27 protein-coding genes are annotated in these 25,915 nt (G+C 61.0%); 9 read left to right on the top strand and 18 right to left on the bottom strand.

The annotated features are described in order from the left end of the window. Positions 1-9: 9 nt before the first annotated feature. Both ISP19_RS10545 and gyrA read left to right on the top strand, forming a co-directional pair. Entirely contained in the window at positions 10-399 is a 390-nt protein-coding gene (locus ISP19_RS10545) for a GtrA family protein (protein ID WP_239556736.1), read from the top strand. Between the two features lie 137 nt (positions 400-536). Continuing rightward, complete coding sequence (gyrA, locus tag ISP19_RS10540) at positions 537-3,143, top strand: DNA gyrase subunit A (protein WP_204681653.1); 2,607 nt, start codon at positions 537-539, stop codon at positions 3,141-3,143. 200 nt (positions 3,144-3,343) lie between these two features. Here gyrA and ISP19_RS10535 read toward each other — a convergent pair whose 3' ends face one another. After that, the gene (locus tag ISP19_RS10535; RefSeq protein ID WP_204681644.1) at positions 3,344-3,637 is read right to left on the bottom strand and encodes a hypothetical protein; all 294 of its coding nucleotides are present in this window, start codon (positions 3,635-3,637) and stop codon (positions 3,344-3,346) included. A gap of 182 nt (positions 3,638-3,819) precedes the next feature. Continuing rightward, entirely contained in the window at positions 3,820-4,308 is a 489-nt protein-coding gene (locus tag ISP19_RS10530; protein ID WP_204681642.1) for a peroxiredoxin, read from the bottom strand. Positions 4,309-4,444: 136 nt separating this feature from the next. On the opposite strand from ISP19_RS10530, the gene ISP19_RS10525 reads away from it, so the two are divergent. Together ISP19_RS10525 and ISP19_RS10520 are read left to right on the top strand one after the other, a co-directional pair. After that, positions 4,445-4,897: an Hsp20/alpha crystallin family protein gene (locus tag ISP19_RS10525; protein WP_204681640.1), complete on the top strand. Its 453-nt coding sequence runs from the start codon at positions 4,445-4,447 to the stop codon at positions 4,895-4,897. Between the two features lie 91 nt (positions 4,898-4,988). After that, positions 4,989-5,891, top strand: coding sequence for a DnaJ C-terminal domain-containing protein (locus ISP19_RS10520; RefSeq protein ID WP_204681632.1), 903 nt, complete (start codon positions 4,989-4,991; stop codon positions 5,889-5,891). Between the two features lie 111 nt (positions 5,892-6,002). Here ISP19_RS10520 and pilH read toward each other — a convergent pair whose 3' ends face one another. From pilH to ISP19_RS10480, 8 genes are all read right to left on the bottom strand, one after another. Continuing rightward, the gene (gene pilH / locus ISP19_RS10515) at positions 6,003-6,368 is read right to left on the bottom strand and encodes a twitching motility response regulator PilH (RefSeq protein WP_204682192.1); all 366 of its coding nucleotides are present in this window, start codon (positions 6,366-6,368) and stop codon (positions 6,003-6,005) included. 232 nt (positions 6,369-6,600) lie between these two features. Beyond that, positions 6,601-7,605 carry an acrylyl-CoA reductase family protein gene (locus ISP19_RS10510; RefSeq protein WP_204681624.1) on the bottom strand — a complete coding sequence of 335 codons (1,005 nt, stop codon included), beginning with the start codon at positions 7,603-7,605 and terminating at the stop codon, positions 6,601-6,603. A 14-nt stretch (positions 7,606-7,619) separates the two neighbouring features. After that, positions 7,620-8,216, bottom strand: coding sequence for an LOG family protein (locus tag ISP19_RS10505; protein WP_204681615.1), 597 nt, complete (start codon positions 8,214-8,216; stop codon positions 7,620-7,622). Positions 8,217-8,404: 188 nt separating this feature from the next. Then, positions 8,405-9,829: a dihydrolipoyl dehydrogenase gene (gene lpdA / locus ISP19_RS10500; protein WP_204681613.1), complete on the bottom strand. Its 1,425-nt coding sequence runs from the start codon at positions 9,827-9,829 to the stop codon at positions 8,405-8,407. A 122-nt stretch (positions 9,830-9,951) separates the two neighbouring features. Continuing rightward, positions 9,952-11,151 (bottom strand): 2-oxoglutarate dehydrogenase complex dihydrolipoyllysine-residue succinyltransferase, encoded by a 1,200-nt coding sequence (gene odhB, locus ISP19_RS10495; RefSeq protein ID WP_204681611.1) that lies wholly within the window; start codon positions 11,149-11,151, stop codon positions 9,952-9,954. Between the two features lie 17 nt (positions 11,152-11,168). Continuing rightward, entirely contained in the window at positions 11,169-14,015 is a 2,847-nt protein-coding gene (locus ISP19_RS10490) for a 2-oxoglutarate dehydrogenase E1 component (RefSeq protein ID WP_204681609.1), read from the bottom strand. A gap of 238 nt (positions 14,016-14,253) precedes the next feature. Further along, positions 14,254-14,766, bottom strand: a complete 513-nt coding sequence (locus ISP19_RS10485) for a DUF7931 domain-containing protein (RefSeq protein ID WP_204681607.1) — start codon at positions 14,764-14,766, stop codon at positions 14,254-14,256. Then, complete coding sequence (locus ISP19_RS10480; RefSeq protein WP_204681605.1) at positions 14,763-15,974, bottom strand: cupin domain-containing protein; 1,212 nt, start codon at positions 15,972-15,974, stop codon at positions 14,763-14,765. The genes ISP19_RS10485 and ISP19_RS10480 overlap by 4 nt, the downstream gene beginning before the upstream one ends. A 131-nt stretch (positions 15,975-16,105) precedes the next feature. On the opposite strand from ISP19_RS10480, the gene ISP19_RS10475 reads away from it, so the two are divergent. Continuing rightward, positions 16,106-16,717, top strand: coding sequence for a hypothetical protein (locus ISP19_RS10475; RefSeq protein WP_204681603.1), 612 nt, complete (start codon positions 16,106-16,108; stop codon positions 16,715-16,717). Between the two features lie 71 nt (positions 16,718-16,788). Here ISP19_RS10475 and ISP19_RS10470 read toward each other — a convergent pair whose 3' ends face one another. Together ISP19_RS10470 and purB are read right to left on the bottom strand one after the other, a co-directional pair. Continuing rightward, on the bottom strand, positions 16,789-17,538 hold the full coding sequence (locus ISP19_RS10470; protein ID WP_204681601.1) for a sulfite exporter TauE/SafE family protein: 750 nt from the start codon (positions 17,536-17,538) through the stop codon (positions 16,789-16,791). 239 nt (positions 17,539-17,777) lie between these two features. Beyond that, complete coding sequence (gene purB, locus ISP19_RS10465) at positions 17,778-19,145, bottom strand: adenylosuccinate lyase (RefSeq protein ID WP_204681599.1); 1,368 nt, start codon at positions 19,143-19,145, stop codon at positions 17,778-17,780. Positions 19,146-19,316: 171 nt separating this feature from the next. Here purB and ISP19_RS10460 point away from each other — a divergent pair, with 171 nt between their 5' ends. Continuing rightward, positions 19,317-20,714 (top strand): class II fumarate hydratase, encoded by a 1,398-nt coding sequence (locus ISP19_RS10460; protein ID WP_204681597.1) that lies wholly within the window; start codon positions 19,317-19,319, stop codon positions 20,712-20,714. Between the two features lie 39 nt (positions 20,715-20,753). Here the strand turns inward: ISP19_RS10460 and ISP19_RS10455 are convergent, their stop codons facing one another. The 6 genes from ISP19_RS10455 to ISP19_RS10430 are packed head-to-tail and all read right to left on the bottom strand — an operon-like array spanning position 20,754 to position 24,457. Next, entirely contained in the window at positions 20,754-21,320 is a 567-nt protein-coding gene (locus ISP19_RS10455; RefSeq protein WP_204681595.1) for a YggN family protein, read from the bottom strand. Positions 21,321-21,371: 51 nt separating this feature from the next. Continuing rightward, a complete protein-coding gene (locus ISP19_RS10450; protein ID WP_204681593.1) occupies positions 21,372-21,905 on the bottom strand; it encodes a hypothetical protein in 534 nt (177 codons plus the stop codon). 48 nt (positions 21,906-21,953) lie between these two features. After that, positions 21,954-22,907: a hypothetical protein gene (locus ISP19_RS10445; RefSeq protein ID WP_204681591.1), complete on the bottom strand. Its 954-nt coding sequence runs from the start codon at positions 22,905-22,907 to the stop codon at positions 21,954-21,956. Continuing rightward, positions 22,904-23,761 (bottom strand): ABC transporter ATP-binding protein, encoded by an 858-nt coding sequence (locus tag ISP19_RS10440; protein WP_204681589.1) that lies wholly within the window; start codon positions 23,759-23,761, stop codon positions 22,904-22,906. The genes ISP19_RS10445 and ISP19_RS10440 overlap by 4 nt, the downstream gene beginning before the upstream one ends. After that, complete coding sequence (locus tag ISP19_RS10435; protein ID WP_204681587.1) at positions 23,758-24,132, bottom strand: GntR family transcriptional regulator; 375 nt, start codon at positions 24,130-24,132, stop codon at positions 23,758-23,760. The genes ISP19_RS10440 and ISP19_RS10435 overlap by 4 nt, the downstream gene beginning before the upstream one ends. Before the next feature lie 4 nt (positions 24,133-24,136). Continuing rightward, complete coding sequence (locus ISP19_RS10430; protein ID WP_204681585.1) at positions 24,137-24,457, bottom strand: hypothetical protein; 321 nt, start codon at positions 24,455-24,457, stop codon at positions 24,137-24,139. Positions 24,458-24,763: 306 nt separating this feature from the next. Here ISP19_RS10430 and ISP19_RS10425 point away from each other — a divergent pair, with 306 nt between their 5' ends. From ISP19_RS10425 to ISP19_RS10415, 3 genes are all read left to right on the top strand, one after another. Beyond that, complete coding sequence (locus tag ISP19_RS10425; protein WP_204681583.1) at positions 24,764-25,102, top strand: hypothetical protein; 339 nt, start codon at positions 24,764-24,766, stop codon at positions 25,100-25,102. 193 nt (positions 25,103-25,295) lie between these two features. Next, complete coding sequence (locus ISP19_RS10420) at positions 25,296-25,598, top strand: YciI family protein (RefSeq protein WP_204681581.1); 303 nt, start codon at positions 25,296-25,298, stop codon at positions 25,596-25,598. Then, on the top strand, positions 25,595-25,855 hold the full coding sequence (locus ISP19_RS10415) for a BolA family protein (RefSeq protein ID WP_204681573.1): 261 nt from the start codon (positions 25,595-25,597) through the stop codon (positions 25,853-25,855). Before ISP19_RS10420 ends, ISP19_RS10415 begins: the two co-directional genes overlap by 4 nt. Positions 25,856-25,915: the final 60 nt, after the last annotated feature.

Raw genomic sequence — 25,915 nt, 5'->3', positions numbered from 1 at the left:
CACGAAGTGATGTTGTTTGCCATCGGCGGCGGGATTGGTTTAGTCGTCGATGGCGGCATCGTGCAGATGCTGGTGAGCTTTGCGCACTTCAATCCGTACATCGGCCGGGTGATTTCCTTCCTGGCCGCAGCGACGGCCACGTGGTGGTGGAACCGCAGCCAGACCTTTTCCGCTCGTCAAAGTGGCCGGTCGCTGATGACCGAATGGTTGCACTGGATGGCCTTGATGAGTGGTGGCGCGGCGATCAATTACGCCGTCTATGTGGCGTGCCTGATCGAGTTTCCGAGCTGGCACAAATGGCCTGTGCTGGCCGTTGGGGTGGGGTCGCTTTTCGCCGCTTTCGTCAATTTCGTGAGCGCTCGAACACTTCTTTTCAAGCGCGCCAGAACTCACTGGTAACTTATTGATTGAAAATGCTTTTTTAGGCGCTTTTCAAGCCCTTTTGTGTTACACTTTAACGCTACCGCCTGACCCCCGCAGACAAGCGTTCGGACGCCTGTTCCGGGGCTCTTATTTGTTACCAGGGAAGCTGATTGATGGCAGAGCTCGCCAAAGAAGTCATCCGCGTCAATATCGAAGACGAAATGCGCCAGAGCTACCTCGATTACGCCATGAGCGTGATCGTGGGACGCGCCCTCCCGGATGTCCGGGACGGTCTGAAGCCAGTGCATCGCCGTGTGTTGTTTGCGATGAACGAGCTGGGCAATGCCTGGAACAAGCCGTACAAGAAATCTGCCCGCGTCGTCGGTGACGTGATCGGTAAATATCACCCGCACGGTGATGCTTCCGTTTACGACGCCATCGTGCGCATGGCGCAGCCGTTCTCGCTGCGCTACATGCTGGTCGATGGCCAGGGTAACTTCGGTTCCGTTGACGGCGATAACGCAGCAGCCATGCGTTACACCGAAGTGCGCATGGCCAAGCTCACGCATGAGCTGTTGGCCGATATCGACAAGGAAACCGTCGACTTCGGTCCCAACTACGACGAAAGCGAACACGAGCCGCTGGTGTTGCCCACCCGCGTGCCAAACCTGCTGGTGAACGGCTCGGCGGGTATCGCGGTAGGCATGGCGACCAACGTGCCTCCGCACAACCTCAGCGAAGTGATCTCTGCGACCATCGCATTGATTGATGAACCCTCGCTCGGCGTCGACGAGTTGATGCAGCACGTGCCCGGTCCGGATTTTCCGACCGCCGGCATCATCAACGGTGCTGCCGGTATCGTTGAAGCCTATCGCACCGGTCGCGGCCGAATCCTGGTGCGTGCGCGCACCGAGATCGAAACCGAATCCAATGGCCGGGAGACAATCCTGGTCCATGAGCTGCCATACCAGGTTAACAAGGCCCGCCTGATCGAGAAGATCGCCGAGCTGGTGAAGGAAAAGCGCGTCGAGGGCATTTCCGAACTGCGCGACGAATCCGACAAGGATGGTATGCGCATCGTCATCGAAATCCGTCGCGATTCGATGGCCGATGTCGTGCTGAACAACCTGTTCCAGCAGACCCAGTTGCAGGTCACCTTCGGCATCAACATGGTGGCGCTGGTCGATGGTCAGCCGCGCACGCTCAACCTCAAGGAGATCCTTGAGGCTTTTATTCGCCACCGTCGCGAAGTCGTTACGCGCCGCACGATTTTCGAACTGCGCAAGGCGCGCGCGCGCGCCCATATTTTGGAAGGCCTTACGGTTGCGCTCGCCAACATCGACGAGATGATCGAGTTGATCAAGACCTCGGCCTCGCCGCAGGAAGCACGCGAGCGCATGGTGGCGCGCAAATGGCAGCCCGGGATGGTCAACGCGTTGCTGGCTGCCGCTGGCGCAGAGGCGTCCCGTCCGGAAGACATGGATCCGCGTGACGGCCTCAAGGCCGATGGCTATCAGCTTTCCGACACGCAGGCGCAGGAAATTCTCGCCATGCGCCTGCACCGCCTGACCGGCCTGGAGCAGGAAAAGCTTTCCGACGAATACCGCGAAATCCTGGAAGCCATTCGCGGCTTGATTCAGATCCTGGAAGATCCCGCGCGCCTGTTGGCCGTGATCCGCGAAGAGCTCGAAGCGGTCAAGACCGAATTCGGCGATGCTCGCCGTACCGAGATCCAGCATTCCCAGGAAGATCTCAACGTACTGGACCTGATCGCACCGGAAGATGTGGTAGTCACGCTCTCGCACGCCGGCTATGTGAAGCGTCAGCCCGCCAACATTTATCGTGCGCAGCGTCGCGGCGGCAAGGGCCGTTCGGCATCGGCCTTGAAGGAAGAAGATTTCGTCGAACAGCTGTGGGTGGTGAACACTCACGACACGCTGCTCACGTTCACCAGCACCGGACGCGTTTACTGGCTCAAGGTGTACCAGATGCCAGAAGCCGGTCCTAACGCGCGCGGCAAGCCGATGGTAAACCTGCTGCCGCTGGCAGAAGGCGAGAAGGTGCAGGCCGTGCTGCCGGTACATGAATACAGCGAAGACCGCTTTGTGTTCTTTGCCACTGCGCAAGGCACGGTGAAGAAGACGCCGCTGACCGAATTCGCCTATCAGCTACAGAAAGGCAAGATCGCCATCAATCTGGACGAAGGCGATGCGCTCGTGGGTGTTGAGCTGACCGACGGCAACAGTGATGTGTTGCTGTTTGCGTCGAATGGCAAGGCCGTACGCTTCGACGAAGGTGAAGTGCGTTCGATGGGCCGTACCGCCACCGGCGTCCGCGGCATGAAGCTAACTGACAGCGCCAAGGTGGTTTCGCTGATTGTTGCATCGGAAGGCGATGTCCTTACCGCGACCGAACGTGGCTATGGCAAGCGTACCCAGCTCGACGAGTTCCCCAAGAAGGGCCGTGGCACACAAGGCGTGATCGGTATTCAGTGCTCCGAGCGCAATGGCGCCCTGGTCTCCGCGGTGCAAGTTACCGAAGCACATGAGCTGATGCTTATTTCCAACCAGGGCACCCTGGTGCGCACTCGCGTGACAGAGATTTCACAGCTTGGCCGCAATACACAAGGCGTGACGCTGATTCGCCTGCCTACTGAAGAGGCGCTGGTCAGCGTAGTGCGTCTGGATGCCGATGAAAGCAATGGCGATGAGGCTGAAGCCGTTGAGGGCATGCCACCCGAGCAGGGTGAGCCCGCTGACACGCAGCCCGGCGTCGAGTAAGTTTTTTACGTCGTGTCGATGCAAAGCCCCGGTCATGCCGGGGCTTTGTTTTTGTGGATGCGCTGCCTGTCCTAGCGACTCATCCAGGCCAGGTTGCAACGATGCGAAGGCACGTGTGCATGTGCTGCATGAAGTCGGCTACCCAATTGCGTTCGCCAGGAGAAGTCCGCCGGCCTATGCCAGGACATCACGGGTAACGTTTACGGGGGTGGATAAGTCGTGCTTACGAATTTGGCGTCAGCGTGCGCGTATGTGCTGAAAAAATTCAGTACATCGCTGGACAGCAATAGGCGTGCCTGGCCTAGTGGCAAAGTCGTCGTGACTACAGAAGATCTGGACTTGCCATAGGTTCCCGTCGGCGAGGACGCAGTGGTGGGCTGTGTGATGAGCCCACGAAAGGTGATGGTGCCGCCGCTGATGGTGTTTGCCGCGTGAGCGCCAGTTGCTAACAGCGGCATCAAGAGCAATGACAGCAACAAGCCATGGCGTTTCATGATAGACCTCCGCAACGATCCAGCACGACACGCTGTGCATTCCTTATTGATGACGCCGGTGGGGCCTCACCGGTGTGCTTTCCGGCACGTGGCAAGCTGGATCACCTGGTTACACCCGGCCACGATCTTGTAGGGTATTTCTCATGTTGCTGTGTGATGCAAGTCGCGATCTCATGTAGGCCTTAATGCGGTGTGGCGTCAAGCATCGCTTCGGCCGTCGTCACTCGCAGTTCGCCAGGGCTTTCGATATGGAGCAGCTTCACCACGCCGTCTTCGGCGTACAACGCGAAACGGCGTGAACGCATGCCCATGCCGTATGCACTGCCGTCCATTTCCAGTCCCAATGACTTGGTAAAAGAGCCATTGCCATCGGCCAGCAGCTTGAATCCGGCTGGCACACGCTGCGATATCGCCCAGGCTTTCATCACATAGGCGTCGTTGACGGCCATGCAGTACACCTCAAGGCCGCGCGCCTTGAATGCGTCATAGTGCTTTACGTAGCCCGGCAAATGACGCTCCGAGCAGGTTGGCGTGAACGCCCCCGGCACGGCGAGCAGCACGACATTGCGTCCGGTAAAAAGCGGTGCGGTGGAGCTGCGCTGAACATCGGCACCGTCGTCGATAACGGCGATGTCGATATCCGGCAAGGTCTGGCCGATCTGGATGGTCATGGAGGCTCGCTGTAGGCATGGCAACGGCGGGATGCTACTGCCTGGCAGGGTGGGTTGTCGCCTTGAAAGCATCAGCTTTGGAACTATCTAGCTGTCAGGCGGTGAGCGCACCGCAACCATTTTGAGGTAAATAGCCATGAGTCTCAGCCGCAATACATTGTGGGGTACTACCAGTGCCTTTCCGTCGGACATCCGCCACGTTTTTGACCGCTTTTTCGTGCAGGATGACAGCGATGCCTCTAACGTCGTGACCAGCCAATGGGCGCCACGCGTGGACATCAAGGAAGAAGAGCAGCGCTTCGTGATCTTCGTGGATGTGCCCGGCGTCGATCCGGCATCCATTGAAGTGAGCATGGAAAAGGGCATTCTTTCCATCAAAGGCGAGCGTTCGGTCGAGAAGAGCGATCAGAGCGGTCGCTTCACCCGTGTTGAACGCGCCCACGGCAGCTTCCATCGTCGTTTTAGCTTGCCCGACAGCGCCGACGCCGACAGCGTCAGTGCCACCGGCAAGCATGGGGTGCTGGAAATCGTGATTCCGAAGAAGGCGGAAACCGCACCACGGCGCATCACCATCAACACTGCGCAGTAACTGCACATCGCTTGATGTTGCGGAAGCAGCCCGCCACGGACGATGATCCGTGGTGGGCTGCCTGTATTGGAATCAGCCGGGGAGTGGCAGTGTGGAATTCAAAGATTATTACGACATCCTGGGTGTGAAGCCCGACGCCAGCGAGGCCGACATCAAGGCTGCCTATCGCAAGCTGGCACGCAAATATCATCCGGACAAAAACAAGGACGCCGGCGCCGAAGAAAAATTCAAGGCGATCAACGAGGCCAATGAAGTGCTGCGTGATGCCGAGAAGCGTCGTGCCTACGATCAGCTGCGCGCAGGCGGCTACCGCCAGGGCGAGCAGTTCCGGCCACCGCCGAACTGGGGGCAGGGCCAGGGCTTCGATTTCGGCGAAGCGGGCGAGGGCGACTTCAGCGACTTTTTCGAGAGCCTGTTCGGCCGTGCGGCAGGCGGTGCTCGCCAAGGGCCGCCGCGTGCCCGTCGTGGTCGCGACGTCCAGGCCCACGTGCAGATTGACCTGCAGACGGCGTTCGATGGCGGGCGCACACGCCTGAGCCTGGACGACGGTAGCGGCAAGGAGCGTGTGCTGGAGGTCAAGATTCCGGCGGGCATCCAGCCGGGCAAGGTGATCCGACTGAGCGGTCAGGGGCAGCCGGGGGTGGCAGGTGGCCCGAACGGCGACTTGCTGCTCGAAGTAGGCATTCGCGACGACGCGCGCTTCAAGCTGGATGGCCTGAATGTGCTGCATGTGCTGCCGGTCAGTCCGTGGGAAGCGGCCCTGGGCGCGACCGTGCCGGTGCCGACGCTGGCCGGTAAGGTCGACCTGCGTATTCCGGCCGGTTCGCAATCCGGCCGCAAGCTGCGTCTGAAGGGGCGCGGCATGCCCGGTTCCACGCCGGGCGATCAGCTGGTGGAGATATCGATCAGGGTGCCGCCGGTCGATAACGAAGCGCAGCGTGAAGCATACGAGGCCTTGCGAGCGCAGTTTGCGCATTACGATCCGCGCCATTGAGGCTCGGCTGTTTGCATTTGCATAAACTCCCTTCGGACACCTGGAGGGAGATGTCCAAAACACAAAACGGCGCCATGCGGCGCCGTTTTTGTTTGGCAATCGAGCAGGGCGTCAGGCGGGCAGCAATTCCTTGAGCACGGCAACCAATTCTTCTTCCTTGATCGGCTTGGTCACATAAGCTTTCGCGCCTTGGCGCATACCCCACACCTTGTCGGTTTCCTGGTCTTTGGTGGTGACCAGCACGATTGGAATATGTGCGGTTTCCGGGTCCTTGCTGATGGTGCGCGTGGCCTGGAAACCATTGAGGTTGGGCATCACCACGTCCATCAGGATGAGGGAAGGCTTTTCCTGTTTGGCTGCTACGACACCGGCCGCGCCATCTTCCGCAGTCAGCGCCTCGTGGCCGAGCTTCTCGACGATGCGCTTGATACCAAGAAGCTGTGACGGCGAATCGTCGACAATTAGGATGCGTGCCATAAGGTGGGGATCCCCTGCTGTTTCGTCAAATTCTATCAGGATGTTGAGGAAGTGCTCCTGCACTTTCTCGACTCGCCGCTTTCGGCACATGTCCGAACCCGGCTCTGACGAATCAGGCACTTGAGATGCCGGATTCGTGGCAGGCCATCCATGGTCTACCTCATTAAGCTGTTTTAACAGTCTGACCTGGTCGCGGTGGCCGGGCTTCCGGGTTTAAACGCGTTAAACCACGTCAAACGTTACCTACACGTACAAGTGTGCGGCCGAACGAATCGCCCGCCAGCATACGCTCGAATACTTCCGGAAGCTGGTCAAGTGTCACTTCCCGGGTGGCGATCCGATCGAGGTGGCGAGGCTTCCAGTCGCTGCCCAGATGTTGCCATACCTGGTCGCGCTGGTCGCGGGCTGTACCGGCGGAGGCGATGCCGAGCAGGCTGGCGCCACGAATGATGAACGGCATGACCGTGCTGTCGAAGGCGACGCCGCCGGCATTGCCACAGATGGCGACATTCCCGTAGGGGACGATCAGCGGCAGCAGTCCGGCAAGCATGGCACCGCCGACGTTGTCCAGCGCGCAGCCGAAACGGGCCGAGTCCATCGGCTTGCCACTGAAGCTGAGCTGGTGACGGTCGATGCATTCGGCGGCGCCGAGGCTACGCAGGATATCGAACTGATCGCTCTTGCCGCTGATGGCATGCACGTCGTAGCCGGCGCGGCTGAAGATATCGATCGCCAGCATGCCGACGCCACCGCTGGCGCCCGTCACCGCGATGGGACCTAGTGCGGGGGACTGGTGATTGTCCTGCATGCGCAGCAAAGCCAGTGCAGCCGTAAAGCCGGCTGTACCGATGATCATGCTTTCGCGCAGGCTCAGCCCCTTGGGCAGGGGAATGGTCCACGCCGGGGCCAGGCGGATGTATTCGCCATAGCCGCCGTCACGGGTTTCGGACAGGCCGCTGCCAGTGCACAGCACTTCGTCACCTTCCTTGATCCGTGGATCAGTGGAGGCGACCACCACACCTGCCGCATCAATACCGCCGTTGAGCGGATACTGTCGAAGAATCTTGCCTTTGCCGGTGCCGGCCAATGCGTCCTTGTAGTTCACCGACGAGTAGGCAACTTTCACCAGTACTTCGCCTGCGCTTAGCGCATCGGCCTGCATGGTTTCCAGGCCGCCGCGATAACCGGCTGCGTCGTTATGGATGCGGAAGGCGCGAAAATCGGTAACGGTGGTCATGATGAGGTTCTCGATCAGGCTTCGACGCTGCGGCTGTCGATCCACTTTGGAGTACTGTTGCCTTGATAACTCGACATCCAGTCGAACAGTTGCTGCATGTCGTCGCCGAACCAGATGCTTTCACGCTGTTCCGGACGCACAAAGTTTTCGCTGACCATGTGATTCATCATGCGGCGCAATTGCGTGTAGTAACCGCGCACATCGAAAAATGCGCACGGATAGGTGTGCAGTCCCAACTGCGCCCAGGTGAGCATTTCGAACATTTCGTCCATGGTGCCAAAGCCGCCGGGCAGGGCGACGAAAGCATCCGATAGCTCGTACATGCGTGTCTTGCGCTGATGCATGGTTTCCACCACATGCATGTCGGTCAGGCCAGGATGCGCCACTTCGCGTTCGACCAGCTGGCGCGGAATGACGCCGATGGCCTTGCCGCCTGCGGCGAGCACCGCGTCAGCGACAGTGCCCATCAAACCCACTTTGCCACCACCGTAAACCAGTGCGATGCCCCGGCGCGCCATCTCGGTACCAAATGCGCGCGCACTCTCCACGTATTCGGGGTATTTGCCGGAACTGGAACCGCAATAGACGCAAAGAGAAGAAGGCTGGGCCATGGTTGTCTCAAATAGCTGGCGACGGATGACGGGCGGCAAGTCCAATAGCTTGGCACAAGAACGATTGACGGCTCGCTACGGATTTCGCAAATAGAACGGCCCGCTCATGTCGCCACGAGCGGGCCGTCGATGCTGGAGCCCGGATCGTCGCGCCTTCACGCGCTGTCCGGGACGAAGCCATGCTGACCTCAGTTGCCTTTGTGAATCGCGCGCTTGTCGACCGACAGCGCCGCTTCGTGCACGGCTTCGGACAACGTCGGGTGAGCATGGACGATGCGTGCCAGGTCTTCGGCGGAGCCCTTGAACTCCATCGTGACCACCGCTTCGGCGATCAGCTCGGACACACCCGGGCCAACCATGTGCACGCCAAGCACGCGATCGGTTTCCGCATGCGCGATCACTTTCACCTGACCGATGGCTTCGTTCATGGCTACTGCGCGGCCGATGGCCGCGAACGGGAAGGTGCCAACCTTGTACGCAATGCCGGCATCCTTCAGTTCCTTCTCGGTCTTGCCGGCCCAGGCGATTTCCGGTTCGGTGTAGATCACCCACGGCACGGTATCCAGGTTGATGTGACCCGCCTTGCCGGCGATCCACTCAGCCACGGCAACACCTTCCTCGGAGCCCTTGTGCGCCAGCATCGGGCCACGCACGGCATCACCGATCGCCCACACGCCGTCGACACCGGTGTGGTTGTGTTCGTCGACCACGATGCGGCCGCGCTCATCCAGCTTCACGCCGGTGTCGCCAGCCAGCAGGCCATCGGTGTAGGCACGGCGGCCTACGGCGACGAGCAGCTTGTCGACGGTGAGTTCGTGCGCACCATCCTTGTCTTCATAGGTCAGCGCGACTTCATTGTTCTTGACCTCGGCCTTGGTCAGCTTGGCACCGAGCTTGATGGTCAGCCCCTGCTTGGCGAATTCCTTGGCAGCGATCTTGGCCACATCGGCATCGGCGACGGAGAGGAAGTCCGGTAGCGCTTCGAGGATCGTCACCTGCGAACCCAGGCGGTTCCACACGCTGCCCAGTTCCAGGCCGATCACGCCGGCGCCGATCACGCCAAGGCGCTTCGGCACTTCGTTGATGTCCAGCGCGCCGGCGTTGTCGATGATGTGCTTGCCGTCGAACTTGGCGAACGGCAGCTCGATCGGCACCGAGCCGGAAGCGAGGATCACGTTGGTGGCGCTGATGGTCTGCTTGCTGCCGTCATTACCGGTGATTTCGACGTTGTTGCCTTTCAGCAACTTGCCCTTGCCGAAGAACGGGGTGACCTTGTTGGCTTTGAACAACTGGCCAATACCGCCGGTGAACTGCTTGACGATCTTGTCCTTGCGGCCGATGAAGGTGGCCATGTCGACCTTGGCGTTCTCGACACTGATGCCGTGCGCCGGCAGATTGTGTGCAAGGTTGAAGTACTGCTTGGACGAGTCCAGCAGTGCCTTGGACGGGATGCAGCCCACGTTGAGGCAGGTGCCGCCGAGTGCCTGCTTGCCGTCCTTGCCGACGAAGGCATCCACGCAAGCGGTCTTCAGGCCGAGCTGGGCGGCGCGAATGGCAGCCACATATCCGGCAGGGCCGGCACCGATGACGATGACGTCGAATTTGTCGCTCATGGTTCGAGGTTCCTGGGGAGCGGATCGTGCCGTATATGGCGGCGCGTAAGGGATTTCGAAAGGAGCTTGCCTTGCCGGAGGTAAAGCGCGGTGATGCGCTTTCCTCCGTAAGGCTCAAGCTGTTACATGCCCAACAGCATGCGCTGCGGGTTTTCCAGCTGGTTCTTGATATCGACCAGGAACAACACCGCGTCCTTGCCGTCGATGATGCGGTGGTCGTAGCTCAGCGCCAGGTACATCATCGGGGCGGCGATCACCTGGCCGTTCTCGACAATGGCGCGCTCCTTGATGGTGTGCATGCCGAGAATCGCACTCTGCGGCGGGTTCACGATCGGGGTCGACAGCAGTGAACCGAAGGTGCCGCCGTTGGTGATGGTGAAGGTGCCGCCCTGCAGGTCGTCGAGGCCGAGCTTGCCGTCACGCGCCTTCTTGGCGTAGTTGGCAATGCCCTTTTCGATATCGGCGAAGCTCATCGACTGCGCATCGCGCAGCACCGGCGTCACCAGGCCCTTGTCGGTGGCCACGGCGATCGAAATGTCCTGATAGCCGTGATAGATGATGTCGTTGCCATCGACCGAGGCGTTGACGACCGGATGACGCTTCAGCGCTTCGGTCGCGGCCTTCACGAAGAAGCTCATGAAGCCGAGCTTCACACCGTTGGACTTTTCGAACTGCTCGCCCAGCGTCTTGCGCATCTTGCTGACTTCGGCGAGGTTCACTTCGTTGAACGAGGTGAGCATCGCGATCGAATTCTTCGACTGCATCAGGCGCTCGGCGATGCGGGCGCGGATGCGCGTCATCGGCACGCGCTCTTCCGGACGTGAGCCGGGTGTCGGGGCCACGGCCGGAGCCGCCGCGGCGGGAGCTCCGCCCTTGCCGTAGTTGACCAGGTCTTCCTTGGTCACGCGGCCGTCGCGGCCGGTGCCCGTCACCTTGGACGGATCGATGTTCTGTTCGGTGGCGACGCGCAGACCGGCCGGAGAAAGATCGGCGGTACCCGCAGCGGCAGCCTTCGGCGCGGCGGCGGCCGGGGCAGGAGCGGGGGCCGGTGCCGCAGCGGCAGGAGCCGGCGCGGCAGCCACGGCGCCTTCTTCGATGATCGCGATCACCTGCTGGCTGTTGACAGTGTCGCCGGTCTGGAACTTGAGTTCCTTGATCACCCCATCGACGGGTGCCGGCACTTCCAGCACGACCTTGTCGGTTTCCAGGTCGACCAGGTTCTCGTCACGCTTGATCGCATCACCGGCTTTCTTGTGCCAGGTGGCGATGGTGGCGTCGGAGACGGACTCGGGCAGAACGGGGACTTTGACTTCGGTGGACATAAATAATCCTTGGGTTTTTATTCTGCTGAGTGATCAGGGCCGACCGGCGCGACGAGCGCCTGTTCGACCAGCGCAGCCTGTTCGGCGATGTGATCGTTGAGGTGACCGGCAGCCGGCGCCGGCGAGCGGGCACGGCCAGCGTAGGAAAGACTTTGCTTGCTGCCCACGCAGGCCTGCAGGTGGTGACGGATCTGGAACCAGGCGCCCTGGTTCATCGGCTCTTCCTGACACCAGATCACTTCCTTGGCGGAAGGATACTTTTCCAGTTCGGCGGTCACTTCCGGGCGCGGGAACGGATACAACTGCTCGATGCGCACCACGGCGACATCGTTGATGCCGCGCTTTTCTGCCTCTTCCAGCAAGTCGTAATAGACCTTGCCTGCGCACAGCACCACGCGTTTGACTTTCTTCGCCGGCAGGTCGCGATGTTCGCCGATGACCAACTGGAAGCTGCCGTTGGCCAGCTCGTCGAGCGTGGATACCGCCAGCTTGTGACGCAGCAGCGACTTCGGCGTCATCACGATCAGCGGCTTGCGCACCGGGCGCAGCATCTGGCGGCGAATCATGTGGAAGTCCTGCGCCGGCGTAGTCGGCACGCAGACCTGCATGTTCTCCAATGCGCAAAGTTGCAGGAAGCGTTCCAGGCGAGCGGAGGAGTGCTCCGGACCTTGACCTTCGTAGCCGTGCGGCAGGTACAGCGCCAGACCGCACAGGCGATCCCACTTGGCTTCGCCGGAGCTGATGAACTGGTCGATCACCACCTGCGCACCGTTGGCGAAGTCACCAAACTGTCCTTCCCAGATGTTGAGCGTGTACGGATCGGTGGTCGCGTGGCCGTATTCGAACGCCATCACCGCTTCTTCGCTGAGCAGCGAATCGATCACTTCCACGTTGGCATCGGCGCGCAGCGTGGCCAGCGGCATGTAGGTGTGGCCATCCTTCTGATCGTGCAACACGGCGTGACGATGGAAGAACGTGCCGCGACCGGAATCCTGACCCACGATGCGCAGGTTGTGGCCTTCGTCGATCAGCGTGGCGTAGGCGAGGTTTTCGGCAAAGCCCCAATCGCCCGGCAGTTCGCCGCTGGCCATCTTGCGACGGTCGTCGTAGATCTTGGCGACGCGTGATTGCAGCGTCAGGTCTTTTGGCATGTCGAGGATGCGATTGGCCAGCTCGACCAGCTTGGTTTTCGCCACACTGGTGTTGGCCGGGGTGGAAAGCTTCTTGCCAATGAACTGGCCCCAGTCCACTTCCACGTCCTTGGTCAGCGACGGGTGCAGATCGGTCATGGCCGCGCCGGCCTCGAGGCGGTCGCGGTAGGCATCGAATTGCTTCTGCGCATCGCCGTCGGCAAGCAGGCCTTCTTTCACCAGTTGCTGCGCATAGAGTTCGCGCGTGGGCGGACGCTTGCGGATGATCTGGTACATCACCGGTTGGGTGGCGGCCGGTTCATCGGCTTCGTTATGGCCGTGGCGGCGGTAGCAAACCAGGTCGATGACCACGTCCTTGAGGAACTGCTTGCGGAATTCGTAGGCGAGGCGGGTAACCTGGATTACTGCTTCCGGATCATCGCCATTCACATGGAACACCGGCGCGTTGACCATCTTGGCGAGGTCGGTGCAGTACAGGGTCGAACGCGCGTCCTGCGGGTTGGAGGTGGTAAAGCCCACCTGGTTGTTGACCACGATGTGCAGGGTGCCGCCGATCTTGAAGCCGCGGGCCTGCGACATGTTGAACAGTTCCATGTTCACGCCCTGACCGGCCAATGCGGCGTCGCCGTGGATCAGCACAGCCAGCGACTGGGTGCGGTCGTGGTCCTTGCGGCGAACCTGGCGCGCGTGGACCGAACCGGCCACTACCGGATTGACGATTTCCAGGTGCGAGGGGTTGAAGGCGAGCGCTACATGCACGCCACCCTTGGGTGTGCGGACGTCGGCGGAGAAACCCATATGGTACTTCACGTCGCCGGAGTGGCCCGGGTCATCCTCGGTGTGCTCAAACTTGCCTTCGAACTCGTTGAAGAGGGTCTTCGGCGGCTTGCCGAGGATGTTCACCAGCATGTTCAAGCGGCCGCGGTGGGCCATGCCGATGACCAGGTCCTTGATGCCGTTGTCGCCCGCGGCGCGGACGATGTCGTCCATCATCGGGATCAGGCTGTCGCCACCTTCCAGCGAGAAGCGCTTCTGGCCGACATACTTGGTATGCAGGTAGCGCTCAAGGCCGTCAGCGGCGGTCAGACCATCCAGGATGCGCTGCTTGCCGGACTTGTCCAGACCGGCCTGGCCATTGGCCTGTTCCAAGCGCGAGTAGATCCAGTTGCGCTGCGCGTGGTCGGAGATGTGCATGAACTCCGAGCCGACCGTATGGGTGTAGACGCGCTTGAGGCGGGCGAACAGCTCGCGCAGTTTCATGCGCTGGCCGCCGCCGGCGAAGTTGCCGCAGTCGAACTCGGTATCGAGGTCGGCGTCGGACAGACCGTGGAACGGCAGGTCCAGATCCGGGGCATGCGTCTTGTGGGCCAGGCCCAGCGGATCGAGGTCGGCGGCGAGGTGGCCGCGCGAACGGTAGGCCGTCAGCAGGCGCAGCACGCCGGCCTGCTTGCGCGCGTGCTCATCGCTGACCGGGGCCGCGACGGCAGCACCGTTGGGGCGCTGCTTTTGTGCGGCCTCTATACGCGCAATGGCCGCGGAATGAGGAACGTCCCCAGACTCGCGGCCTTTGAAAGTCTTGAAGTAGGTATTCCACTCGGCGGGTACCGACTCGGGGTCGGCCAGCCAGGTTTCATACAAGGATTCAACGTAATCGGCGTTGCCGCCTGCGAGTTGCGAGGATTCAGAAAACTCGCGGATTAGGTTTGTGCTCACGTCACCACCGGCAGGGAAGGGAGGCCTTCAGCGACCCACCTGTGGGCGGTGGTTTCGCTGGCGAAAAATCCCGTCAATTATAGCCTGTGGCTGCTGCGACGCGGCAAGTTGGTTGGTGGTTTTGACGACAAGCTTACTTGCTGCCCATGATCAAAATCGCCGTAGCGGCAAGGCTTTGCCGTCAGCATGTACCCCATTACGGGAAGAGGCTGCCGGGGCCGATGGTTCAGCCGGCAGTTTACAAACCCAGGGGCTGAAGCTGGGTGGCGGGGAGGGCACGCTCCCAGAGCCGTTCGAATTCCAGCAGCAATGGCGCCTGGCCCGGCCCGTCACGCAAGGCGGCCCGGCCTTCCGGCCGATCGGCGTTGGGCAGAAAGAGGTAGCCGTACCCGTCATTGAGTATCCAGGCGCTGCTGTTCCTGGTTTCGCCGATATCTTCATCGGCCGGCGTACGGATCTGCAGGGCAGTCGGCAAGCGCTGCGCTAGGTCGATCAGGCGATGGCCGGCACGCAACGCGGTGGCGGGATCGCCAAGGATGATGCGGATCTCGGCGCCGCGTCCGGACGTGGCGATGCGGCGTAGTTCGGCCAGTTCGGTCGGGCTGCTGAGGATGTCAGGCGACAACGCCGGCAAGTAAATCGCCAACTTGTAGCGAGTGGCCACCAGCAATTGCAGCCGGACCGCGGCCATGTCCTCGCGACCGTCGACAGCGCGGGGGCTTTCATCATCGATCGTGGGTGTCGTGCTCATGCTTTGCGTCCGCGCAGCTTGCGGGGAATCACATGACCGTCATTGACCAGGGCCAGTATGAGCTGGCGCTCTTCGTCCGTCAGTGTGTGAGGAGGCGGCAACACACGTTGTCCGCAAAGCAGCGTTGCCATCGGGACGGAGGCCGGGTAGGCATGTCCATTGGCAAACACGGTGCAACGTGAGCGCTGCTGAGCCCAGGCCATGCGCGACCATGGATGACGCAGCAGCGAGGCCCCGCTGTCGAGTTGCTTTATCAGCGCCGCATCGCTCAGCGCCTTGCTGGGGGGAAGCGGGGTCTGCGCACTGCGGTAGCGAGTGATAAAGCGGCCGAACCAGTCGATCAGGGTTGTGTCATCCAATCCAGCGGTGAACGGCACAGCTTCGCGTACCCGCTGCAGCGCGGCCTTGTCGATTTCTCCAGGGCGCTTGGCCGGCGCCAGATCCGGATCGGCATAACGCTGATCTTCGGACAGGTGTTCGGCCAGGTAATCGGCCAGGTCACCGACCAGCTCAGCTTGCGACGGTGCACGCATGCCGATCGAGAACGTCATGCACGGACCGCCAAAGCCTACGCCGTCGTGCGGCACGCCGGGCGGCAGATAGAGCATGTCACCCGGATCCAGCAGCCACTCATGGGTGGGCACGAAGTGCTGCAACTGCTTGAGCTCTACATCGCTGCGAAAATCTTTCGGCGCATTTGGATCGGTGCTGATCGCCCAATGCCGTTGCCCCAGGACTTGCAGTAGAAACACGTCGTATTGATCCACATGCGGACCCACGCCACCGCCCGGTTCCGCGTAGGAAATCATCACATCGTCCACCCGCCAGCTGGGCAGGAAGTGGAAGTGCTCGAGCAGCGCGGCCACATCCATGTCCCACTTGTCGACGTCCTGCACCAACAAGGTCCAGTTCGCGTCACCGGTCTTGGCGAAATCGCTTTCGCTCAAGGGCCCGGTTTTTACACACCAGCGCTCGCGGTCTTCGTCATGCTGGATCAGCCGCGACAGTGCGCTTTCTTCGCAAGCCAGGCCGGCGAGGTCTTCCGGTGCAATAGGCGATTGAAAATCAGCAAAGGCATGGCGAATCAGCAGGGGGCGCTTTTGCCAGTAGTCGCGCAGGAATTGCGCCGCGGTCATGCCGAGCGGCTGCTTCGAGGTGCCGCGTACTTCAATCGGTAACGGCTTGCGGGAGGGGTGTATGGGAGTCATGGGAGGGCATTGTATGGAATCCACCTACCGATGAGCGTAGGCTCGATGAGAACAGCCTATCTGAGCCACGCTGCAGATGGTTAGCTTGCGGCACCCCCTTTTCTGTCACCGCGCAAGAACAGGAGAAGTGCATGACTGCGATGAAATGGGCTGTACCGACGTTCCTCATGTTGCTGATGCCAGGCGTGGCAGGGTCGCTGGGCGCTGCCTTGCCGGCCATGGCGAGCGATGCTACCCAGGACCCCACTGCGGTATTCGCCGTGCCGCAACACGATGGTTCGCATGATTTCGACTTTCTGATCGGTGACTGGAAAGCCCATGTCCGCCGCCTGCCGGATCGCCTGGACGGCTCTCATGCCTGGGTGGAATACGACGGCATTTCCAACCATCACAAATTGCTCGACACCAACGCCAACTTCGAGCAGTTCTATGTCACCAGCACTGACGGGAAGCAGCACATCAAGGCGCAGACCTTGCGCATGTACAACCCGCAGACGCACCAGTGGGTCATCTATGGCCTGGATCTGGACAACGCCGAGCTCGATCCTGCGGCGCCCGTCGTCGGCGAATTTCATGGCAATCGGGGCGAGTTTTATAACCGCATAACCTGGAAGGACCGGGTGGTTCTGGTGCGCTGGATGTGGCTCAACATTTCCCCGCATGCGGCGCGCATGGAGCAGTCGTTTTCACCCGACGGCGGTCGGAACTGGGAAGTGAACTGGATTTGCGAACTGTCGCGGTAGTTCGATGATTCGCTGCAATCGACTGCAGTGTGTCCGGCCTTGCGCACGATGCCAGGCCGTGTGCGGGATGCTCAGCGCAGCAAGCGATAGAAGTTGTACAGGCCCAGTGTCAGCACCGTAAGGCCAGCCAGCAGCGTGGTGATGCGCGGCGGTAAGCGGCGCACCAGCCAGGCGCCGAAGGGAGCGGCAATCACGCCGCCGAGAATCAGGCCCAGCACGACGTGCAGCTTGCTTTCACCGATGCTGAGCAGAAAGGTGATGCTGGCGGCGAGACTCACCACGCATTTGGCCAGGTGCACGCTGCCGATGACCATGCGGGGCTCCTGGCCGCGCGCAACCATGGTGGTAACGGTCAATGCGCTCCAGCCACCGCCACCTGCTGCATCGAGCACGCCGGCAACGAAACCCAGCAGACCGGTGCCGCGTGGCACGTCATCCCGGTGTTGCTTGCGTCGCGAAGTGCGAAACAGCAGGAACAAGCCCATGAGCAGCAGGTAGGGCGTAAGAAAATAGCGAATCCATGCCGATGGCAGATGAGCCAGCAAGGTGGCGCCGATAACCGCGCCGACCACGCCGGGAATCGCCAGCATCCAGAACAGGCGCTTCTGCACATTGCCGGCCCACCAGTGACTGAGTCCGGATGCGCCGCAGGTGAAGGTTTCCGCGTAGTGCACGCTGGCGCTGGCCAGCGCAGGCGGCATGCCCATCCCCAGCAGCATGCCCGCCGATGTAACGCCGTACGCCATGCCGAGCGCGCCATCCACCAGTTGGGCGAGCGCACCGACGCCGGTGAAGATCAAAAATTCGGAAAGAGGCGACATGGCGCTCGATCGAACCGGGCTAGGGATGCTCTGAAGGATTCCACGTGGCACTGTTCCTGTCTGATCGAAGAGCGATGTCCAGAAGGCCTCACTGTGCCACGCGTCGCGATAAGACGGCCAGTCTTATCTGCGCCGCGCAACAGACTTTGCGAGCTTTCCGGACCATGCCGTAGGTGGAATCAATCAGAGCATCCCATGCAGTACGAGCCATGCTGCCCTGTCTTGCCGGGCCTTGCAGATCAGATCGTCTTTGAAAGATCGGCGGCGAGACCGGTGTAGGTTCCTGGCGTCAACGCGAGCAGGCGCTGCTTGGCATCTTCGGGCAGGGCGAGTCCGCTGATGAACTGACGCATCGACTCGCGGGTGATGCCTTGGCCGCGGGTCAGTGCCTTGAGCTGCTCATAGGGCTCGGGCAGGCCATAACGGCGCATCACCGTCTGCACGGCTTCCGCCAGCACCTCCCAGCTCGCATCGAGATCGGCAGCAAGACGGTCTGCGTTGACGTTGAGCTTGCCCAGACCCTTTTGCAGCGATTCCAGCGCGACCAGTGTATGGCCGAAGGCAGTGCCGAGCGCACGCAGCACGGTGGAGTCGGTCAGGTCGCGCTGCCAGCGGCTGATCGGCAGCTTCTCGGCGAAGTGACCGAGCAGGGCATTGGCGAGACCAAAGTTGCCTTCGGCATTTTCAAAGTCGATCGGATTGACCTTGTGCGGCATGGTCGACGAACCGACTTCGCCAGCCTTCAGCGCCTGCTTGAAGTAGCCCAGCGAGATGTAGCCCCACACGTCGCGGGCCAGGTCAATCATGATCGTATTGGCGCGACGCACGACATCGCAGTATTCGGCAACGCCGTCATGCGGTTCGATCTGCGTGGTGTACGGGTTGTAATCAAGGCCGAGGCCGGTGACGAAGCGCTGTGAGAACGCGCGCCAGTCGACTTCGGGATAGGCAATGGCATGCGCGTTGTAGTTGCCCACCGCACCGTTGATCTTGCCGGGGACTTCCACCGCGGCCAGTTGTTTGCGCTGGCGCTCCAGGCGAGCGACTACATTGGCCAGCTCCTTGCCCAGGGTGCTGGGCGAGGCGGTCTGGCCGTGCGTGCGCGACAACATCGGCAGATCGGCGTTGGCGTGCGCGAGCTCGCGGAGCCTGGCGATGATTTTGTCCAGCCAGGGCAGCAGCACGTTGGCGCGCGCGTCGCGCAGCATCAACGCATAGGAAAGATTGTTGATGTCTTCGCTGGTGCAGGCGAAGTGTACGAATTCCTTCGCCTGGGCCAGGGTTTCATCATTGCCGATGCGTTCCTTGATGAAATATTCCACCGCCTTCACGTCGTGATTGGTGGTGGCTTCGATCGCCTTGATACGGGCACCGTCTTCGACGCTGAAGTCCGCGGCGATGGCCTTGAGCTTGGCGATCTGCGCGGGCGTGAAGGCCGGCAGTTCGGCGACGCCGCCCTCGGCAGCCAGCGCCAGCAGCCATTCGATTTCCACATGTACGCGCCGATGCATCAGGCCGAACTCGCTGAAGATGGGGCGCAGCGCTTCGGTCTTGCTGGCATAGCGGCCGTCCAGCGGGGACAGGGCGGTGAGGGCGTGGGTGGACATCGGGCAGGTTCCGGGGGATCAGAATCCGCCATTTTACATTGCCGCAAGGTTTACGTCGGCGGGCCTATAGTCGGGCGGCCGGAGAATGCGCCGATGGCCTTGTTATGTCGCCGCGGGCTCCTCATTTCAGCTCACGTTTCCAAATCAGTTCCCCCAGTACGAGGCATAGCCATGAGCGGTTTTCGTATCGAGCACGACAGCATGGGCGAGTTGAAGGTACCCGCCGACGCCCTCTATGGCGCGCAGACCCAGCGCGCCATCGATAATTTTCCCATCTCCGGCCTGCACTTGCCGCGACCCTTTATCCGGGCCTTGGGGCTGATCAAGGCTGCCGCGGCGGAAGCCAACTTTGCACTGGGGTATTTGAAAAAAGGGCAGGCCACGGCCATCCGCAAGGCGGCCCTGGCGGTCGCCGAAGGGCAGTTCGACGCCCAGTTTCCGATTGATATCTTCCAGACCGGCTCGGGCACCAGCACCAATATGAACGCCAACGAGGTGATTGCTCATCTCGCCGCCAAGGCAGGCGCCAAGGTTCACCCGAACGATCATGTGAATTACGGGCAGAGCTCCAACGACGTGATTCCGACGACGATTCATGTCAGCGCGACGCTGACGGCAAACGAGGAACTGCTACCCGCCTTGAAGCACCTCAAGCGGGCGATCGACCGCCGCGCACAACAGTTACGCAATGTGCCCAAGACGGGCCGGACGCATCTGATGGACGCCATGCCGGTCACGTTCGGGCAGGAGCTGTCCGGTTGGTCGGCACAGATCGAATCGGCAATCGAGCGCATCCAGGACAGTCTCAAGCGCATGCGGCAATTGCCGCTGGGCGGCACGGCGGTAGGAACCGGCATCAACGCCGATCCGAAATTCGGTAGCGCGGTGGCGCGGGAGCTGAAAAAGCTGACCGATGTGCGTTTCGATTCCGCCGCCAATTACTTCGAGGGTATGGCCGCGCAAGATGCCGCGGTTGAACTGTCCGGTCAGCTCAAGGCACTGGCCGTGGGTCTGATGAAGATCGCGAATGATCTGCGCTGGATGAATTCCGGTCCGCTTGCCGGCTTGGGCGAAATCGAATTGCCAGCCTTGCAGCCGGGTTCGTCGATCATGCCGGGCAAGGTGAATCCGGTCATTCCGGAAGCGACCGCGATGGTGGCGGCGCAGGTGATCGGCAACGATGCGGCGATTACCGTGGCGGGACAATCGGGCAACTTCCAGCTCAATGTGATGCTGCCTTTGATTGCCTACAACTTGCTCCAGTCGATCCATATCCTGGCCAATGTGTCACGCCTGCTGGCGGATAAAGCCATTGCCGGTTTCCGCGTCAACAGCGAGCGTGTGGATCAGGCCTTGGCGATGAACCCGATTCTTGTGACGGCATTGAATCCGGTGATCGGTTACGAGAAAGGCGCTGCGATTGCCAAACAGGCCTACAAGGAAAAACGGCCGGTGATGGATGTGGCGATCGAGAAGTCGGGCCTGTCCAAGGAAGAATTGAAGAAACTGCTCGACCCTCGTGCGCTGACCAAGGGTGGTATCCATGGCGGCGGCGGTGGTGGCGGTTAATGCTATCTAGCCGCGTGATGCCGTCCGTGCCGGGCGGCATCATCGAACGTGGATGTCGTTCCTGCAGTCGCTGACGTCGTCAGCGGTCACCATGTGACCGTAGGGCTTGAAGGCCGGAAGCTGCGTTGCCAACTGATCCTGAGCAGACTGGATGTTGCCAAGATCCTGGCACACCTTCAGTGCAGTTTCTTTCAATACCTGGGCCTTGGCTTCGATCTGCTGCTGGATCTGATCGGAATGGCCACTGTTGATGGCTTGCTTCACGCTTTCCAGGGCTTGTTCGCCCACGTCCTCACCGGCTTTGGCGGTGGCCATTCCATCGGCGTGCACTGCTATCGCGTTCTGGTAATACGACTTCAGCAAATCGCGTGAGGCCGGATCAACCGCGACCGCTTGCTGATTGATTGTCAGCTCGCCCTGCGCGCTGATCGTCGCATCCGGCGCTTCCGATATGCTCAAGCTGATTTGTCCGTTCTCGGAGCGGATGCTGCCGCTGGACAAATGAATGTCGGTACCACGCGTGATCGAATGGCGATCCGAATCATTACCGCATGCGGCCAGCACACTGCATAGTGTCAACATTCCGAGTGCGGTTGCGTACTTCATGGGAAGACCCGTTGCTAGCTGGCGTGAATGGGTGCACGAGGGGACGAAGGCTCAATCCTTGTCATCGTCGTCGTCTTTCTGGCAGCTCGTAACACTGTCCTGCGTGATGATGTTTGCGTAGGGTTTGAAGTCCGCCAGCTGCGCGGTGAGCTGGTCCTGCACGGTCTTGATGTTGGCTTGATCCTGGCAGATCTGGCGGCTGAGCTGATGCAACTGCTGGCCACCAGCTTCGGCATCCTGATCCTGGTCGGTTTTCGACTTGCCTTCCACTTTGTCCTTGAGCGCCTTGGCGCCCACTTTGGTGCCGATCTTGCCCATCTCCCTGCCGGTGTGATTCACGTCGTGGACGCTTTGGTAATACATCATCAGCAGGCCGCGTTCTGCGGCGTTGACCGTCACGACCTTGTCTCCAACTTGCAGGTCGCCGGCGGCATTGATGGCGGCATCCGGCGCGCCGCTGACATGCAGGGTCACGATGTCGTTCTTCAATGTGATTGCGCCATTGGCCATGGAGGTATCAGACATGTCGCAGGCGCTTCCTACCGCGCATAGCGCAACCAGCAGAATCATCCCTTGGTACTTCATGATGCATTCCCCTTTGATCATGGTTGACGAGGCGGCAAGGATGTCGTGTCAGGTCTCGGTGCGCCAGCGGCGTAGCCAGATGGCGCCGGCGAGCATGACGATTCCGGCGGCCACGCCGGCCCACAATTCGGGTGATGCCAGTGCGGAGTAGTTACCCATCAGGTTCAACAGGTCCAATGTCGTGACGTGGTCGAACTGTACTTGGGACGAAAACTGGAGCCAGTTGGCTGGACGAAGGGCGAACAGCAGGCGTGCTGTGACGTGTTGCAGATACCAGCGCGCGTTGAGGTTCAGAAGCCCGATCAGGTCCAGCCACCACACTATCAAGTTACTGGCCAGCGGGATGACCAGCGCCCACAGGAAGGGCATGCTGCGCGACCAAGCAGAGCAGAGCATCAGCCAGCCGATGGTAGGAAGTGCGCATAGTGCGTAGAGCGGGATCAGCGCGATGATCTCGACGGTGACCTGGATCGGATGTGCGGCGATCAGAAAGTGCCAGGCATTGAATCCATGGAACATCGCAGTAAACAGCCCCAGCACGAGCAGTAATAGCCCGAACAGGACGCCGATGACAGTGGCGATGACCGGGGCCACGACGGTGGCGCTGAGCACCTTCGAAAGGATCGTTTTCCAATTCGAGATCGGCAGCGACTCCCAGAACAGGATGCTGCGGTCCCTGCGGTCATCGTAGAGCGATCCCAGGCAATAAAAGAACACCACGATCGCCATGACGGCCAGCACCACGATTGCGCTGAAGCAGATGGATGCGTCGAGCACCGTTCCAGCTTGCTGAAGCTGTTCGAGGCTCATATCGCCTGGCTGGAAGCCTTTGATGTGACCGTCCCACGGGAACATGCCCGCGTGATGTCCCATGACCTCGCCGACGGTGAGCGACATGATCGCGATCAAAAGGAAGGCCGCAACCGTGATGGCCGGTGCCCAGAAAAAGCCACCGCGGTGCTCCCAGAATTCGCGCTTGATCAACCAGTACAGGGTTTTCATGCGTAGGTCCCCTTCATGGTGGCGACGAACAGATCGCTGACCGAGGGACGGCGGATTTCGCCGAGCGCCCGCAGTCGTGCGTGATCGACGCCGTCGAACAGGAAGATGCTCTTGCCGAACACCTGGCGTTCGTCCAGTGGATGCATCTGACGTGCGGTCGCGGCCATCTCGGCGTTGACCATCACTTCAGCAAAACGCTGGCCGACGGCGTCCATGTCGGTGTCCAGCACGATCTTGCCGTCGCGGATGAACATCAGGTCGGTGAGGATGTGCTCGATCTCTTCAACCTGGTGCGTGGTGACGATAATCGTCTTGTTATCGTCGAAATATTCTTCCAGCAGACTTTGATAGAACTGCTTGCGATAGAGGATATCCAGGCCGAGCGTGGGCTCGTCGAGCACCAGGATCTTGGCATCGATCGCCATCACCAGTGCCAGGTGCAACTGCACGATCATACCCTTGGACATCTGGCGCACGCGCTGGTCGGGCGTCAGCTTGGTCCGGGCCAGGAATGCCTCGCATTTGGCGCGGTTGAAGCGCGGATGCACGTTGGCCACGAAGTCCACGGCCTCGCGTACCCGAATCCAGCGTGGCAGCACGGCGACGTCGGCGATAAAGCACACCTGTTCCATCAACTTGTCGCGCTGGGTGCGCGGATCCAGCCCCAATACACTCAGATGACCCTGGAAATCGGTCAGGCCAAGCATCGCTTTCAATGCCGTGGTCTTGCCGGCGCCGTTCGGGCCGATCAGGCCGACGATGCGGCCGGGCTGGATATCGAAACTCACGCTATCCAGCGCAATGGCGTTTTTGTAGCGCTTGCTCAGACCGCTGGCAGTGACGACAGCATTCATGACTGGCTCTCCGTATCCTGCTGCGCTTCGCGCATCAGGGTTTTCAGATCCAGGCCCAGGCGTTGCAAACGTGCATACAGCGCCGGCCATTCTTCACGCAGAAAGCGCTCACGCTCGGATTTGAGCAGTGCCTCACGGGCTCCATCGGTAACGAACATGCCCAATCCCCTCCTTTTTTCCACAAGTTGGTCATCGACCAGTTCCTGGTACGCCTTGGACACGGTGAGCGGATTGATCTGGAAATCCGCGGCTACCTGGCGCACTGACGGCAGCGGGTCGCCCTCGTTCAAGGCGCCGTCCAGGATCATCGCCACGACGCGTTCGCGTAGTTGGCGATAGATCGGGACGCTGTCGTTCCAGGTGATGGACATGGATTTATTCCTTGCTGATGCCGGCGAACTTGGTGGAGCCAAACGAATAGTAGGGCATGGCCAGTTGCGCACCGAGCAGGCTTGCGCTGCTTTCGGTCTGACGCGCGATGGGCGAGTTGGCGATGCTCAGGCTGGCGGCAGCCAGTAGGGCGGCTGCGCGCTGGTCATCGGCGGTGGGGCGCACTTCGACCGGGGCCAGGTTGATGACCTTCAGGCCATTGATTTCGGTGGCCGGGATTTTCGGGGTGCTCGGGCTCAAGGCAACCAGGCTGACCGTGGTAAACAGAACCGCGGCGGTGATGGCGATCGGGTTCGGTGCTTTCATGACGGCTCTCCTTGGTGATCTCGTGGACCGGTGTTGTAGTGAACTATAACACTATCTTCGAACCTGTCAACGACCGTGCGCCATGACTGATGGCCTAGGTGGTTGCGATGTGCCGAAGTGGCGTTCCGGTGGCGCTCGGGCGCATCTGGAATGAGCAGATGAGCGCGGGTCCGGGGTAGGGGAAGCGTGCGCGGAACGTGCCCGGCGAGGCAGCGGACGTTGTCAGGGATCGCTACTGACAGGTATCACATGGGGCCCAGGCTCATCGCCTGGGCGGGTATGCGGGTGGCCGCTCCGGGTTAGCCGATGGCGCGGCAGGGCGGCCTGCAGCACCCCGACGCTGCCGGCTCCGGCCACGCTCTGGCGAATGGCTGCGTAGATGCCGGTGCCCAGGGGTGCCTGCACGATGGCGGTAAGCATGCCGCTTCCCCATCCATTGGTTATCTGGTGCTTGCGATAGAGCGCCTGCAATGGCGTTGCGTAGGCAGTCGGATCCTTGGCATGACGATCGCGCAGCCGTTGCAGCCCGGCTTCAAGCGCGCCAAGGTGCGCTGTCGATGCCAGGCCAGTTCGGCCGCGTGCAGTGTTACCGGCAGCAGGGTCAGGCGAACAACGATGGCCATGACGATCACGGCGGCACCGTAACTGCCATCAAGCCAATGGGCCAGTTGAGCCAACAGCATGCTTAGTCCATCCACAAACGTCGACCACGTGGCCGGCACTCCCCGGTCAGATTGGTGAACTGCCGATGGGGCTCTCGCGACCTGACTTCAAGAAGTATCGGGTGTTCCATGACGCGGTCGGATAAAATCGCCGATCAATCGAGGGAGTACGACACATGTGGTATGCCATTACCGGCACGGACCATCCTGATTCACTGGAGCGCCGGTTGGCCGCGCGCGGCGCACATCTGGCGCGACTGGAAAAGCTGCAGCAGGAAGGCCGCCTTCTGTTGGCAGGCCCGTTTCCGGCCATCGACGCGCAACAGCCGGGGCCGGCTGGTTTCACGGGCAGCCTGATCATCGCCGAGTTCACCTCGCTGGCTGAGGCCGAGCAATGGGCGAGGGTCGACCCCTATGTCGACGCAAACGTCTATGCCAGCGTCAACGTAAAGCCTTTCCTCAAGGCGTTGCCGGCATGACCGCCGCGATGGTGGAAGAGATTCGTCGCCGCCTTGATGCGGCGCTTCATCCCTCCGAGCTCGACGTTCTCGACGAGGGCTACAAACACGCCGGTCATGCCAATGAAGGGAAAGGGCATTTCCACGTGCGCATCGTCAGCCCCGAATTCGCCGGCGCCTTGCCGATCAAGCGGCATCGGATGATCTATGCTGCACTAGGCGAGCTGATGGATAGCGGCATTCATGCCCTTTCTATCGACGCCAAAGCGCCAGATTGAGCCGAATCAATCGGTTGGATCACCCTCTTCAGGTCGCTCAACGCTTCGAACGCATTGCGA

Source organism: Dyella flava (assembly GCF_016904955.1).
GTDB lineage: Bacteria > Pseudomonadota > Gammaproteobacteria > Xanthomonadales > Rhodanobacteraceae > Dyella_B > Dyella_B flava.
The sequence above is the reverse complement of the archived record's forward strand: the minus strand, read 5'-3'. Positions and strand labels throughout refer to the sequence as shown.

Excerpts from the sequence above, each read along its gene's own strand:
- ISP19_RS10485 (WP_204681607.1), bottom strand. The coding sequence starts at position 14,766 with ATGAGCACGACACCCACGATCGATGATGAAAGCCCCCGCGCTGTCGAC.
- ISP19_RS10510 (WP_204681624.1), bottom strand. The coding sequence starts at position 7,605 with ATGACCACCGTTACCGATTTTCGCGCCTTCCGCATCCATAACGACGCA.
- pilH (WP_204682192.1), bottom strand. The coding sequence starts at position 6,368 with ATGGCACGCATCCTAATTGTCGACGATTCGCCGTCACAGCTTCTTGGT.
- odhB (WP_204681611.1), bottom strand. The coding sequence starts at position 11,151 with ATGTCCACCGAAGTCAAAGTCCCCGTTCTGCCCGAGTCCGTCTCCGAC.
- ISP19_RS10475 (WP_204681603.1), top strand. The coding sequence starts at position 16,106 with ATGACTGCGATGAAATGGGCTGTACCGACGTTCCTCATGTTGCTGATG.
- ISP19_RS10480 (WP_204681605.1), bottom strand. The coding sequence starts at position 15,974 with ATGACTCCCATACACCCCTCCCGCAAGCCGTTACCGATTGAAGTACGC.
- ISP19_RS10460 (WP_204681597.1), top strand. The coding sequence starts at position 19,317 with ATGAGCGGTTTTCGTATCGAGCACGACAGCATGGGCGAGTTGAAGGTA.
- ISP19_RS10430 (WP_204681585.1), bottom strand. The coding sequence starts at position 24,457 with ATGAAAGCACCGAACCCGATCGCCATCACCGCCGCGGTTCTGTTTACC.
- gyrA (WP_204681653.1), top strand. The coding sequence starts at position 537 with ATGGCAGAGCTCGCCAAAGAAGTCATCCGCGTCAATATCGAAGACGAA.
- ISP19_RS10445 (WP_204681591.1), bottom strand. The coding sequence starts at position 22,907 with ATGAAAACCCTGTACTGGTTGATCAAGCGCGAATTCTGGGAGCACCGC.
- ISP19_RS10525 (WP_204681640.1), top strand. The coding sequence starts at position 4,445 with ATGAGTCTCAGCCGCAATACATTGTGGGGTACTACCAGTGCCTTTCCG.
- purB (WP_204681599.1), bottom strand. The coding sequence starts at position 19,145 with ATGTCCACCCACGCCCTCACCGCCCTGTCCCCGCTGGACGGCCGCTAT.
- ISP19_RS10415 (WP_204681573.1), top strand. The coding sequence starts at position 25,595 with ATGACCGCCGCGATGGTGGAAGAGATTCGTCGCCGCCTTGATGCGGCG.
- ISP19_RS10470 (WP_204681601.1), bottom strand. The coding sequence starts at position 17,538 with ATGTCGCCTCTTTCCGAATTTTTGATCTTCACCGGCGTCGGTGCGCTC.
- ISP19_RS10545 (WP_239556736.1), top strand. The coding sequence starts at position 10 with ATGTTGTTTGCCATCGGCGGCGGGATTGGTTTAGTCGTCGATGGCGGC.
- ISP19_RS10505 (WP_204681615.1), bottom strand. The coding sequence starts at position 8,216 with ATGGCCCAGCCTTCTTCTCTTTGCGTCTATTGCGGTTCCAGTTCCGGC.
- lpdA (WP_204681613.1), bottom strand. The coding sequence starts at position 9,829 with ATGAGCGACAAATTCGACGTCATCGTCATCGGTGCCGGCCCTGCCGGA.
- ISP19_RS10425 (WP_204681583.1), top strand. The coding sequence starts at position 24,764 with ATGGCGCGGCAGGGCGGCCTGCAGCACCCCGACGCTGCCGGCTCCGGC.
- ISP19_RS10455 (WP_204681595.1), bottom strand. The coding sequence starts at position 21,320 with ATGAAGTACGCAACCGCACTCGGAATGTTGACACTATGCAGTGTGCTG.
- ISP19_RS10450 (WP_204681593.1), bottom strand. The coding sequence starts at position 21,905 with ATGAAGTACCAAGGGATGATTCTGCTGGTTGCGCTATGCGCGGTAGGA.
- ISP19_RS10440 (WP_204681589.1), bottom strand. The coding sequence starts at position 23,761 with ATGAATGCTGTCGTCACTGCCAGCGGTCTGAGCAAGCGCTACAAAAAC.
- ISP19_RS10420 (WP_204681581.1), top strand. The coding sequence starts at position 25,296 with ATGTGGTATGCCATTACCGGCACGGACCATCCTGATTCACTGGAGCGC.
- ISP19_RS10530 (WP_204681642.1), bottom strand. The coding sequence starts at position 4,308 with ATGACCATCCAGATCGGCCAGACCTTGCCGGATATCGACATCGCCGTT.
- ISP19_RS10435 (WP_204681587.1), bottom strand. The coding sequence starts at position 24,132 with ATGTCCATCACCTGGAACGACAGCGTCCCGATCTATCGCCAACTACGC.
- ISP19_RS10535 (WP_204681644.1), bottom strand. The coding sequence starts at position 3,637 with ATGAAACGCCATGGCTTGTTGCTGTCATTGCTCTTGATGCCGCTGTTA.